The sequence below is a fragment of the Paractinoplanes brasiliensis genome, from assembly GCF_004362215.1.
Taxonomy (GTDB): Bacteria; Actinomycetota; Actinomycetes; order Mycobacteriales; family Micromonosporaceae; genus Actinoplanes; species Actinoplanes brasiliensis.
Map to the genome: position 1 here is coordinate 313,967 of NZ_SNWR01000001.1, position 11,721 is coordinate 325,687.

An 11,721-nucleotide genomic window follows, 5' to 3' on the forward strand; every position below is an offset into this window, starting at 1 on the left:
CTACCGGAGGGGGACGATGCCCTGGGAACCACGCGGGAAGGTGGCGAGGACGTCCTCCGGGATGTTGAGGTGCTGAGAGACGAGCTTGGGCGGAAGATGGCTGAGCCAGTTCGCCAGCGACACTTCCTCGTAGTGATCGCTGCGGAAGGTCTCGAGGTAGATCAGCGTCTCGTCGCCGGTGTTCTCGACGTAGTGCCCGAGATTGCGGCGCACGAGGCCGACGTCACCGGCGCGGAAATCCGTTGTGTTCGCGTGCGGGCCGGTGTTGAACACTGTCATACGGGCCGACCCCTGAAGGTAGTACTGCCATTCGTCGGCGTTCGGATGCCAGTGCAGCTCGCGCATCGAACCCGGTTCGACGATGGTGAGGGCCGCGGCCATGGTCTTGGACGAGGTGTAGTTCTTGCTGTCCGCGATGCGGACGCTGCCCCCGCTGTTCTGATATCGGGGTTCGGACCTCGAGAGGCGGAAGATCACCGGAGTGGTCGCCCCCCATTCCACGCCCGCTGCCGCCTGGTCGGTCTCCAGATCTCCGGGCTCCTCGCCGGGAAAGATCCACAGGTTGTGCAGCGGGATGTCCTTGAACACTTCCTGGGCGACGCCGAAGTTCTTGGCGAGCACCTCGGGCGGAGTGTGGGCGAACCAGTCGGTGAGCGGCAGGGTGTTGCTCTCGGACTGTTCCCCGTCGTCGAAGGCGAGCACGAACTCGGCGCCGTCCGGGCCCAGGCCCTGCAATGAGTGCGGCAGTCCGGCGGGGAAGAACCACAGGTCGCCACTTTCGACATCGTCCACGCTGGGCAGACCTTCACGGCTGAGAGTCGTGACGCGGCAGCGGCCACGGCTCATGTAGGCCCATTCGGCGGTCTGGTGCCAGTGCAGTTCCCGGATACCGCCGGGTTCCAGATACATGTTCACGCCGGCGATCTCGTCGGAGATGGCGAAGTCCTTCTGCGTCACCTCACGGGCCCAGCCCCCTCGCTGCTGCCGGCGAGGTGAGATGTTGAACGACGACCAGAAGAACGGCTGCGTGCTGACGTCGGTTGCCGGCGCCCGGACAGCACTCGGGAACTGGCTTTCGATCACCGGGTTACGGGGTCCGGTCATTCGTGCGCTGCCCGGATCGCCGACGGTGGTCTGCATCCCCTCCGGCGGCAGGTCCGGGTTCCCGAAGGTGGGGGTTTCGTGATGCGGCGCCGCGACCTCATCAGACTCCATGACTCTCTCCTTGGATCTCGTGGACGCTGAAGGCCCTCGCTGAAAGGGCCCATCCCCAAAGCACCATCGGAGGAGCGTCGCCGCATAGAGACAGTTGACTGCGTTCACCTGCGATGACGACCACACCCGGAGCCCGCCGGGCGTGGTCATCTGACGCTACCGGGCCGGCTCGGCGCCGGTGCAGGCTGAGGCTCCACGACCCTCGTCGCTACTGATCCGGTTCGAGGCCGGCCGGGAGGGGAAGCCATGGACCACCATCGCCATCATCCGAGAACCGCATTCTCGCTGGTTGCCACCCTGGTGCTGATACTGGTGACAGGCTCCCCGGTGGGGTGCGCGGCGCCGGGAGACTCAGACGGCAGAGAGAAACCGCTTGTTCTGACAACCTTTACTGTGCTGGCTGACATTGCGCGAAATGTGGCCGGAGACCACCTGTCCGTCGCCTCGATCACGAAGCCCGGCGCGGAGATTCACGGCTACGAGCCGACGCCGGGCGACATCCGCAAGGCTTCCGATGCGGATCTGATCCTCGACAACGGCCTGAACCTCGAAGCGTGGTTCGGACGGTTCGTCGCGGATCTCGATGTCGCGCACGTCGTGGTGTCCGACGGCGTACAGGTCATCGGCATCACCGGAGACGCTGACGCGAGCAAACCGAACCCGCACGCGTGGATGAGCCCGCTCAACGCGCAATTCTACGTCGACAACATCGTCGGAGCGTTCAGCCTGCTCGATCCTGCGCACGCCGCCGATTTCCGGGCGAACGGCGCCGCGTACAAGAAGGCTCTGCAGCTCGTCCAGGAGGAGCTCGTCGACGGGCTGTCCCGGCTGCCACAGCACCAGCGGGCTCTGGTGACGTGCGAGGGGGCATTCTCCTATCTCGCGCGCGACGCCGGGCTGACCGAGAAATACATCTGGCCGGTCAACGCCGAGCAACAGGCCACACCGCAGCAGATCGCCTCGACGATCGAGTTCGTGAGGGCCAACGACGTCCCGGCCGTGTTCTGCGAATCGACGGTGTCGGACAAACCGATGCGGCAGGTCGTCACCGCGGGCGGCGCGTTGTTCGGCGGGACGCTCTACGTCGACTCGCTGTCAGAGGCCGACGGGCCGGTGCCCACCTATCTCAGCCTGATCCGGCACGATGCGAGCACCATCATCGGGGCGCTCACGGGACGGGCGTCATGATCTCGGCCATCGAGGTGGCCGGGCTGACTGTCCACTACGGCGACGTATGCGCCTTGGACGACACGTCCGCACGCGTCCGGCCGGGCCGGGTCACCGCACTGATCGGAATGAACGGATCGGGCAAGTCGACGCTGTTCAGAACCATCATGGGCATGACGCGCCCGGACCGCGGATCCGTGCTCGTCGGCGGCGCCGCGCCGGCCCTCGCCCGTCGGCGGGGAATCGTCGGGTACGTCCCGCAGAACGAGGACGTCGACCGGAGTTTCCCGGTCTCGGTGTGGGACGTGGCGATGATGGGTCGCTACGGGCGCCTGGGACCGGCGCGCCGGCCTCGGGCCGCGGACCGTACGGCCGTAGCGGGAGCGCTGGAGCGGGTCGGGCTTCACGACTACGCGGATCGCCAGATCGGACAGCTCTCCGGCGGACAGGCCAAGCGAGCCTTCGTTGCCCGAGGTGTAGCGCAGGACGCCCAGATTCTCCTGCTCGACGAGCCGTTCGCCGGTGTGGACAAACGCTCCGAGGCGACCATCGTCCGGCTGCTGCGCGAGCTGGCCGCGGAGGGGAGAACGGTCCTCGTCTCGACACACGACCTGCACACTCTGCCGCAGCTCGCCGACGAGGCGATACTGCTGATGCGCCGAGTCCTGTTCCAGGGCAAGGTGTCCGAGGCGCTACGACCGGAAGTCCTCTCCTTGGCCTTCGGAATCGATGTCGTCGACCGGGAGAGTGCCGCATGAACCCGCTCGACCTCGTTCTTGAGCCGCTGGGCTATGACTTCATGGTCCGGGCACTGGTGACAACGGTGATGGCGGCCGTGGTCTGCGCCCTCTTGTCGTGCTGGCTGGTGCTCATCGGCTGGTCGCTGATGGGTGACGCGGTCTCACATGCCGTCCTGCCCGGCGTGGTCATCGCCTACGTTCTCGGTGCGCCGTTCGCCATCGGCGCGCTGGTGTTCGGCGGGCTCGCCGTAGGACTGATCGGTGCGATCCGCGACTCGAGCCGGGTGAAGGAGGACGCAGCGATCGGTATCGTCTTCACCACGCTTTTCGCGTTCGGGCTTGTCCTGATCTCGGTGACACCGAGCCAGACAGATCTGAATCACATTGTGTTCGGCAACATCCTCGGCGTGTCGGCAGCCGATGTCGCTCAGATCGCCCTCATCGCTTCGGTCGCCCTTGCCGCCCTCCTCGTCAAGCGGCGCGACCTCGTGCTCTACGCGTTCGACCCCACGCACGCCCACACCATCGGGCTCAGCCCACGCCGGCTCGGAGCGCTGCTGCTCGGGCTGCTGGCGCTCACGACGGTGGTCGCGCTGCAAGTGGTCGGTGTGATCCTCGTCGTGGCCATGCTCATCATCCCCGGAGCAACCGCTTACCTCCTCACCGACCGCTTCCCACGCATGCTCGTGATCGCGCCGGTCACGTCGGCTCTGTCTGCCGTGACCGGCATCTACCTGAGTTATTGGCTGGATGCCTCGTCCGGCGGACTTGTCGTCGTCGTACAGGGCGTCGTGTTCGGGTTCGTCCTTGTCCTCAGCCCCCACCATGGCGTCGTCGGGCGCCGTCTCACGCGGAAGCGCCGCCGACAGGCGCTCGTCGCGATCCGATGACGTCCTGCCCGGAGGTGACGGGATGACCAGTCGCAGCAGCACCAGTTACTCCTCGCGTACGGAATCGGCGGCGGCACGGCTGTACCTTGCGACGGTCACCCCCTTCGCCCTCTCCTTCGCCGCCGGCGCCATCAACGTGTTCGCCTTCCAGAACCTCCGGCGCTTCTTCACCGCCGATCCGACCGGCAGCTCAACTGTCGTCCCCGAGATCGTCGGCGCGGTAGCCGGAGTCAGCGTGGCCGCGCTTGCCTTCGCCGCAAGTCTGTTCGCCGGCTTGCACGGCACCGCCGTGCGCGACGAGCGGCGGCCGTCCCGGATACCCACGGCGCCTTGGGCCTTCCCTGCTGTGGCGGGCGCGCTGGTGGTCACGTGGACCTCCGTCATGGGGCTGGACGTCGGCAATTGGCTGCTCGTGATCGCGTTGTCCGCCGCCGCGCTCGCGCTTCAGGCCGCCGGGGCCCGCCGCATCACCGACTCCGCCGGTGGGCCGGTGGCTCGGACCAGCCTCGGCGGCCACCGGCAGTCTCGGGCGTGGATGCGCACAGGCTCGATCCCGGCGCTAGTGGCAATGCCGGGTAGTTAAGCGCGGCGGTGGTTGGTCAAGAGGGTGTGTTGGTGCTGAGACTGGCAGCGGGACTCCGGTAGGAGAGGTACGTCCGCCAAAGACATGCCTTACCGCCGGGAGCCCCGCTGTTGGTTCAGTCTGTCATTACGCGTGTGGTCCGGGTCGCGGCAGGCCCGTTCGCGCCGGGTCATCTGGGTGAGCTGACCCAACAGGTGCCGTTCGAGATGATCGATACGGTCCTGGCTCAGACCCGCTGTACTCAGCAGCGGGTTCGGGACCTGCCCTCGCGGGTCGTGGTGTATCTGTTGCTCGCGGGGTGTTTGTTCGCCGAGATCGGCTATCGGCAGGTGTGGCAACGCCTGATCAGTGGCCTGGACGGGCTGCCGGTCACGGACCCGAGCGCGGCCGCGTTGACCAAGGCCCGTGCCCGGGTCGGCCCGCAACCGTTACGGGCGTTGTTCGACCTGCTGCGCGGCCCGGCAGCCAGCATGGCCGGGCCGGTGCGCTGGCGCGGTCTGCTGGTCTGCGCGATCGACGGCACCACCTTGTTCACGGCCGACACCACGGCGAACCTGGCCCGATACTCCAAACAACGCGGCGGACGCACCGGCGGGTCGAGCTATCCGATGCTGCGGCTGGTCACGATCATGGCCTGCGGCACCCGATCGGTGATGGACGCCGTGTTCGGGCCGATCACCAGCGGCGAGACCACGTATGCCAAGGATCTTCTCGCCCGGCTACCCGCCGGGGTGCTGTTGCTGGCCGACCGCAACTTCGCCGCCGGTCAGCTGCTCAACCTCGTGACCGGCTGCGGATCACATCTGCTCGTCCGGGCCAAGACCGGCCGTGGTGGTCCGAAGCTTCCCGTACTGCACCGTTTGGTCGACGGCTCCTACCGGTCGATGTTCGGCGGCCAGAGCGTCCGGGTCATCGACGCCGAGATCAGCATCAAGACAAAGGCCGGCACGGTCACCGGTGTCTACCGGCTGATCACCACCCTGCTCGACCCGGACGCCTACCCCGCCACGACGATCTTGCGGCTCTATCACGAGCGGTGGGAAATCGAGACCGCCTACCTGGAGATCAAATCGAGCATCCTCGACGGCCGGGTACTACGAGCACGCACCCCGACCGGCGTCGACCAGGAAATCCACGCGCTGCTGGTCACCTACCAGATCCTGCGCACCGCGATGACCGACGCCACCAACAGCGACACCAGCACAGACCCGGACCGGGCCAGCTTCACCATCGCCCTGCACGCCGCCCGTGACCAGGTCATCCAAGCCGCGGGTGTCATCGCCGACACCGTCATCGACCTGATCGGCAAGATCGGCCGCCTCGTCCTCGACGACCTCCTGCCCGCCCGACGGCTACGCGTCAACGCCCGCACCGTCAAACGAGCCATCTCCAAATACAACGCCCGCGGCCCAAACATCGACCGGCGCACCTACCAGGCCACCATCAGCCTCACCATCCTCGCCGGACCACCTTGACACCCAGCCCGGACCCTTAACTACCCGGCATTGGCGCTAGTGGTCGGCGCGATGCTCGGCATGGCGATCACCGCGGCCGCACCGGCGATGGGCGCGATCGTCACAGACACGTCGGTGATCGTTGCGGTCGTGCTGGTGCGCAGGCTGGATCTGCATCGTGATTGACGTTGGGTCCCGGCGGTCACGCGGTGGCGGAAGCACCCAAGGAGTCGAGCTCAGCAAGGGCGGCATGGAGCTGCACGCGTGAGGTGATGCCGAGCTTGGGAAAGATCCGGTACAGGTGCGCGGCAACGGTCCGGTGCGACAGGAACAGATGCCGGCCGATCTCGCGGTTGGACATGCCCTCGGAAGCCAGCTGTGCGATCTTCAAGTCGGCGGGGCTGAGAACGGCGGAACGCGGCTCCGCGAACATGCCGCTCCGGAGCCCGGCCACGCGGGCCTCGCGTTGCGCGCGGTCCGTCCACGCGGGCAGGCGCAGTGCTTCGAACCCGGCCAAGGCCGCGCTGAGGGGAAGCCTTGACTCCGCGACTCGACGGCGCCGTCGAAGCCACTCTCCGTACGCCAGCTGCCGTCGAGCCCGGCCGAACGGCTCGGACGACGAGTCGTCGGCGAGCGCCTGCTGGAAATGCTCCTCGGCCTCGTCCCCGGCGGACAGCAGAGCCTTGGCGTAGCAGATCGCGGCCCGTGCACGGGCCGCTCCGGTTTGTTCGGCGATTTCCTCGACAGCGGGCAGCAGGGCGCGCGCCTCCGCGGCACGACCGAGATTGCCCGCGGACTCGGCCAGGTCGCCGAACATCCAGCACCCGAGCAACGGGTCATACGCGGCCCCCGTCGGATCGAACAGCCGCAGCAGCGCGGTGAGAGCCGGCTCGTGACGGGCAACGGCCATAAGCGTGATCGCGCGAACCGCCTGCGCCCGGGCGAGCAGTCCACCGGCCTGATGGGTCGACGACTCGATCTCGATCGTGTCCGTCATCGCCAGCGCAGCGCCGGTCTCGCCTCTTGCCCCGCGGACCGCTGCCACGACGAGCTTCCCGGCCGACGCCCACAACGGTTGTGCGGCCTGTTCGGCCAGCTGGATGCCCTCGGCCGCGTTCTCGTAGGCCGCCGCATGCCGGCCGAGGTGGATCTGAGCCCATGCTTGTTCGACGAGAGTGCTTGCCAGCCGTCCCTGGAGGCCCTGGGCACGAAAGACAAAGCCGGCCTCGCTCAGCAACGGCACCGCCAACGAGAAGTGCCCCACACGCGTCGCAGCGCATCCGAGCAGAGCCGGCTGATCACCGCTGACAGCGATTCCGACGTTGTGCGCCGAGGCCGTGTTCTCCCCGAGCAGTTTCAGGAGCGCGCCGGCCCCGGCGGTTGGCGCGGCCAGCACCTCGACGGCAACCCGCTCGCGGTTCGGCAGATGTTCGGCAGCGGCCAGAATCGAGCGGCGCGGCCTGTCGCTCTCCCCGGCCCAGAGTCCGCCTTCGACGGCCTGTCTGAGCAGGTGGAAACCTCTCGATTGGTTCCCTTGCTCGAGGGCACGACGCGCCCAGTGTGCCGCCTCCTCCGCGACGGTGGCCGGAACCGGGCCTGGCTGGTGCACAAGACCCAGCCACCTCACCCGGTGCCGGTCCATCGGCCGCAGCGCACAGCCGGTAGCCATGCCCGCGAGCCGCAGAACCCGGTCGTGATCGCCGAGTTGCAGCGCCAGCTCAGCGGCGTCGAGCAGGCGACGTCCGCATTCGGCCGGGTCCTCGCTCAGCTTCGCCGCCCGCTCGAGGATGCTGACTGCCGCATCCGGCGTGCCGCGGCGAAGAGCAAGGTGTGCCGCATCCTCCAGGGAGTTGGCGGCCGGCCCGTCCGGGCCAACCAATGTCGCGGCGGCGTGCCACGCCTGCCGAGCCGGATCGTGCGTCGCGATGTGCGACAGCACCCTGTGGGCCTGAAGCCGGTCGGAGGGTGAGGCGTACTGGTACGTCGCTGCCCGGACGAGCGGGTGCCGGAACGAGAGCCGCCCGTCATCGATGCTGATGACGTCGGCGTCGAGCGCGGGCAACAGGGCCGAGACCTCCATGGGACGGCGGATCAGCCGGGCGCCGGCTTCCAGAACCTCAGGCAGGGTCGTGCCCTCGTCCGCCGCCAGGATGATCAGCAATGTCAGCGTCTCCGCGGGCAACCCGAACGTCTGGGCGGCGAAACGTCGCACGAGTGTTGGTGTGACCGTCGGCCGTAGCCCGAACGCGAGGCCACCTTCGACCTTCCGCCCGAGGGGTAGCTCTCGCAACAACAGCGGGTTGCCGCCAGCTTGTCGCTGCCACTGCGCACGGACGTTGGCCGGGGCCTCGGGATGAGCTCTGTGCAAGAAAGCGACGGCAGCGGCCTCCGACAGGGGTTCAACCCGGTGTCGACGGAAGCCGCTCTCCTCGAGCCGTCCGGCGGCGACGGCTCCCGAGCGCCCGGCCAGGAGCAGACCGACGGGCTGGTCGTTCACCCGGCGCGCGACGAATGCCAATGCCTCCAGAGAAGCCCGGTCCACCAAGTGCCCATCGTCGACCACTACGATTGTGGCTGAATCCGACAGCAGCTCCACCGTGGCCGTTCCGACCAGGAAGCGGTCCGGACGAGGGCTCTCGACGGAACCCAACACTGCTGGCAACGCCGAGCGTTGGGCCGGAGGAAGGGCACCGGCCCGGTGCACGAGCGGCCGGAGCAATCGCTGCAGGACCGCATACAGCATATTCGTCTCAGCGGCATCCCCGCTTGCCGAGAGAACACGGATGTCGTGTCGGCTCGCATACGCTTTGAGGAAGTTCAACAACGACGACTTGCCTATTCCGGGTTCGCCGTGGAGCAACACAGCAAAGCCATGATGGTGTAAACCGTCGACGAGATCTCGTAGCCGGCCGGTTTCGACGTCGCGGCCGATCAGTTCGCTGGAACTTTCCATGTTCGTCAACCGGCACACAGTTCGACATCGACAAGATCACGAATCATCATGCCTGCTCCAAGGCGAACGCCCGCCAGCGGTAGCCAGGCCCTGATGGCCCGCTCTCGCAGAACTGCCCGCGACGGATGACCGACCGGCGTTTCCTCCGTCGCTGCCAGAATTTCCGACGGTGCGGCCGTCACGTCCGCGAGACCGGTCATTGCGCGACCCGAGGCGAAGGACGCCGGACCATGAACCCCTGGGCGTGCTGCACGAAGGCTGACATGAGGGTTCCCCTCGAATTGGTGGACGGGTCTGCGCCAACTCACCAATCACAGCGAAGAGCCCTGAGCGCCTCAACGTGTATGCATGACACCCGGCGGCGCTCAGCGGTGTCGGTTGGATGGCGTCCGGCTTGTATGCAGGAATCGATTCGCTTGAGTCGCCACATCGCATGGCAGGGGTCACACATTCGTATCAACAGCGGGTGGTGGTGACGTCCGAGCAGCCGAATGGGCCTCAAGTCACGGTCTCAGCCGGCGAATCCGGTCCTTGATCTCGCGGCATGAGCTCGTCCAGCCGGTCGCGCAAGGCGGCCCTGGTGGTGACGCCGAGCTTGGGGAACAGCCGGTACAGGTAGGCGCCCACTGTTCGATGCGACATGTTCAGCCGCTCGCCGATCTGGCGGTTGGTCAATCCCGACGCGGCCAGCCGGGCGATCTCGAGCTCCTGCGCGCCGAGCACCGCCATGACCGGCTCGGCCGAGGACGCGGTGGTTCCCCCGGCCCGGAGCCCGGCGACCGCGCGGCGCGCCCACGGCCGTGCGCCGAGCCGTTCAAAGGCCTCCAAGGCTTCCCTCAGATAGGGGCGAGCCGCGGCAGGGCGACGTACCCGTCGCAGATGCTCGCCGTACGCGAGCTGGATCCGCGCCCGGTCGAACGGCCAGTGCTCAGCCTCCGGCACGGCCAGGGCTTGCTGGTAAAACGCCGTGGCCTCGTCGTCATCGGCGACCATCGCGGCACATCCCGCCGACACGAGCGCCAGCCGCGAGGACAGCCGGTCGATGCGTTCGCGTCTCATGGCTGCCACGTGGGCCCGTGCCTCTGCTGTCCGGCCGCTGTGCAGCGCGGCCTCGACCACGTCGATCAACACCCACAGGGCGTGCGGCCGGAACGGCGCCAGGGTGCCGGCCGGGCTGATCGCTGTCGCCTCCTGATAGGCCCGTTCGTGATCCCCGCTGCCGGCGTGCACCAACGCCCGTACGTGATGAGCGAACTGAACGGTGATCCCGGCGCCGCGCGGCGTGCTCCACCGCGTCATGGCGTCGACCGTCGCGAGAGTGTCCTCCACCTCGCCGCCGGCCGCCGCCACCAGGCATCGGAAATAGCGCAGGATGTACGAATAACGCGGGTAGTTGTACCGCTCGCACAACGCGATGCCCTCGGCGGCGAGCCGGTCGGCCTCCACCCAGCGCCCGGTGTGCCAGTTGTCGACGGAGTTCGACACCATTGCGCTGATGCCCAGTCCGACGGCTCCGCCGGCGCGCCCGTCCTCGATCACCCGGTCGAGCGCCTCCCGGCAGGACGCCAGCCGGTCGATGTAGACGCAGCCGATGGCCACCCGACTGATCGTGATCGGGTTGAGTTCGTCCCGCAGCGCGTCGGCCCGCGCGGACGCGAGCTCCAGGACGGGCGCGGCTTGGCGCACCGCCGAAGCTGCGGACGCACAGATCCAGTAGAGGCGGCGGCTCCGGTTCGAGCCGGGCGACCGCCGCGACCACCGGCTCCCACGCGGCGGCCCGCCCGCTCACCCAGGAGCTGAGCAACAGCGAGTGCAGCGCGTCGATGAGCACGGTGTCATGCGGATCGGCGCGGTTGGGATAGAACTCGACCGCGGCGGCCAGAAGGTCGTGTGCGATTCCGGCTTTGGCCTCGGCGTTCACCAGCATCTGGGCAGCCGCCACCGTCGCCGGCAAGGAGTTCACCAGCTCCGATGCGGCGACGTCGGCCTGCTGCAGCCACTGCGAGGCCTTGCTGAGGTCACCGACCACGTCGGCGCCGATGTACGCGGCTTCCAGCAGCCGGCGGGCCCGCAGAGCCGGCGTCGGGCTGAGTTCGGCGGCCCTGCTCAGCGCGGACACGGCCAGGAGGGTGTCACCGCGCCGGACGCTGTCGCGGGCGCTGCGTTCGAGCTGAACCGCCACCTCTTCGTCGGTCCCGACCGTGGCACGGGCCAGGTGCCAGACCCGGCGCTCCGGGCGATCGACGAGCACAGCTGCCAAGGCGCGATGCGCCCGCCGCTGAGCCACCGGCGCCGCCAGCACGACCACGGTGGAGCGGATCAGCGGATGCGTGAAGGCGAGACGGTTGGCGGCGATGTCGACCACCGCCAGTCCGGCCCGCTCGGCCGGCGCCAGGGTCGCCAGCACATCGATGCCGGGCGCGGACGCTTGGAGCACCGCAAGGTCGCCCATTCTTTCCAGGGCGCCGAGCAGCAGCAGGTCGCGGGTCGGCGCAGGCAGCCGGCCGATCGCCGCCGAGTACATCGAGCTCAGTTGCTCGGTCAGCGGCAGCACCGGCGGCAACGCCTCCTTGCCGGCCCGCTGGGCGGGGCTGAGCGCCGCGGCCAGCTCCATCAGGGCGAGCGGATTGCCCTGGGCGACGGCCAGCAGGTGGTCCCGTACGCGGACGCTCACCTGGGGCCGGCGGGCGTGCAGCAGGAGTGACGCGGCGCTGTCATC

At 68.2% G+C, this 11,721-nt stretch carries 10 protein-coding genes; 6 read left to right on the forward strand and 4 right to left on the reverse strand.

Annotated features, from left to right (window positions below; all coding sequences use genetic code 11):
* Positions 1–1,215, reverse strand: a complete 1,215-nt coding sequence (locus C8E87_RS01230) for a cupin domain-containing protein (RefSeq protein WP_133871350.1) — start codon at positions 1,213–1,215, stop codon at positions 1–3.
* Between the two features lie 246 nt (positions 1,216–1,461).
* On the opposite strand from C8E87_RS01230, the gene C8E87_RS01235 reads away from it, so the two are divergent.
* The 5 genes from C8E87_RS01235 (at position 1,462) to C8E87_RS01255 (ending at position 6,070) form a co-directional block, all read left to right on the forward strand.
* Complete coding sequence (locus tag C8E87_RS01235; RefSeq protein ID WP_133871351.1) at positions 1,462–2,403, forward strand: metal ABC transporter substrate-binding protein; 942 nt, start codon at positions 1,462–1,464, stop codon at positions 2,401–2,403.
* Positions 2,400–3,140: a metal ABC transporter ATP-binding protein gene (locus tag C8E87_RS01240; protein WP_133871352.1), complete on the forward strand. Its 741-nt coding sequence runs from the start codon at positions 2,400–2,402 to the stop codon at positions 3,138–3,140. Before C8E87_RS01235 ends, C8E87_RS01240 begins: the two co-directional genes overlap by 4 nt.
* Complete coding sequence (locus C8E87_RS01245; RefSeq protein ID WP_133871353.1) at positions 3,137–4,012, forward strand: metal ABC transporter permease; 876 nt, start codon at positions 3,137–3,139, stop codon at positions 4,010–4,012. Before C8E87_RS01240 ends, C8E87_RS01245 begins: the two co-directional genes overlap by 4 nt.
* A 22-nt stretch (positions 4,013–4,034) precedes the next feature.
* Positions 4,035–4,595, forward strand: coding sequence for a hypothetical protein (locus C8E87_RS01250; RefSeq protein ID WP_133871354.1), 561 nt, complete (start codon positions 4,035–4,037; stop codon positions 4,593–4,595).
* A 134-nt stretch (positions 4,596–4,729) separates the two neighbouring features.
* Entirely contained in the window at positions 4,730–6,070 is a 1,341-nt protein-coding gene (locus tag C8E87_RS01255) for an IS4 family transposase (protein WP_239080768.1), read from the forward strand.
* Between the two features lie 181 nt (positions 6,071–6,251).
* On the opposite strand, the gene C8E87_RS01260 is transcribed toward C8E87_RS01255, so the two are convergent.
* The 3 genes from C8E87_RS01260 to C8E87_RS45135 all read right to left on the reverse strand — a co-directional run bounded on the left by C8E87_RS01260 (position 6,252) and on the right by C8E87_RS45135 (position 10,688).
* A complete protein-coding gene (locus C8E87_RS01260) occupies positions 6,252–9,002 on the reverse strand; it encodes an AAA family ATPase (RefSeq protein ID WP_239080749.1) in 2,751 nt (916 codons plus the stop codon).
* A gap of 5 nt (positions 9,003–9,007) precedes the next feature.
* Positions 9,008–9,202, reverse strand: a complete 195-nt coding sequence (locus C8E87_RS01265) for a hypothetical protein (RefSeq protein ID WP_133871357.1) — start codon at positions 9,200–9,202, stop codon at positions 9,008–9,010.
* 298 nt (positions 9,203–9,500) lie between these two features.
* Positions 9,501–10,688, reverse strand: coding sequence for a LuxR family transcriptional regulator (locus C8E87_RS45135; protein WP_239080748.1), 1,188 nt, complete (start codon positions 10,686–10,688; stop codon positions 9,501–9,503).
* Between the two features lie 124 nt (positions 10,689–10,812).
* On the opposite strand from C8E87_RS45135, the gene C8E87_RS45140 reads away from it, so the two are divergent.
* Positions 10,813–11,706 (forward strand): hypothetical protein, encoded by an 894-nt coding sequence (locus tag C8E87_RS45140; RefSeq protein WP_239080747.1) that lies wholly within the window; start codon positions 10,813–10,815, stop codon positions 11,704–11,706.
* Positions 11,707–11,721 lie beyond the last annotated feature (15 nt).

What these genes read in the sequence shown, in the direction of transcription:
- C8E87_RS01230 (WP_133871350.1), bottom strand. Translation starts at nt 1,215, where the DNA reads ATGGAGTCTGATGAGGTCGCGGCGCCGCATCACGAAACCCCCACCTTC.
- C8E87_RS01235 (WP_133871351.1), top strand. Translation starts at nt 1,462, where the DNA reads ATGGACCACCATCGCCATCATCCGAGAACCGCATTCTCGCTGGTTGCC.
- C8E87_RS01240 (WP_133871352.1), top strand. Translation starts at nt 2,400, where the DNA reads ATGATCTCGGCCATCGAGGTGGCCGGGCTGACTGTCCACTACGGCGAC.
- C8E87_RS01245 (WP_133871353.1), top strand. Translation starts at nt 3,137, where the DNA reads ATGAACCCGCTCGACCTCGTTCTTGAGCCGCTGGGCTATGACTTCATG.
- C8E87_RS01250 (WP_133871354.1), top strand. Translation starts at nt 4,035, where the DNA reads ATGACCAGTCGCAGCAGCACCAGTTACTCCTCGCGTACGGAATCGGCG.
- C8E87_RS01260 (WP_239080749.1), bottom strand. Translation starts at nt 9,002, where the DNA reads ATGGAAAGTTCCAGCGAACTGATCGGCCGCGACGTCGAAACCGGCCGG.
- C8E87_RS01265 (WP_133871357.1), bottom strand. Translation starts at nt 9,202, where the DNA reads ATGACCGGTCTCGCGGACGTGACGGCCGCACCGTCGGAAATTCTGGCA.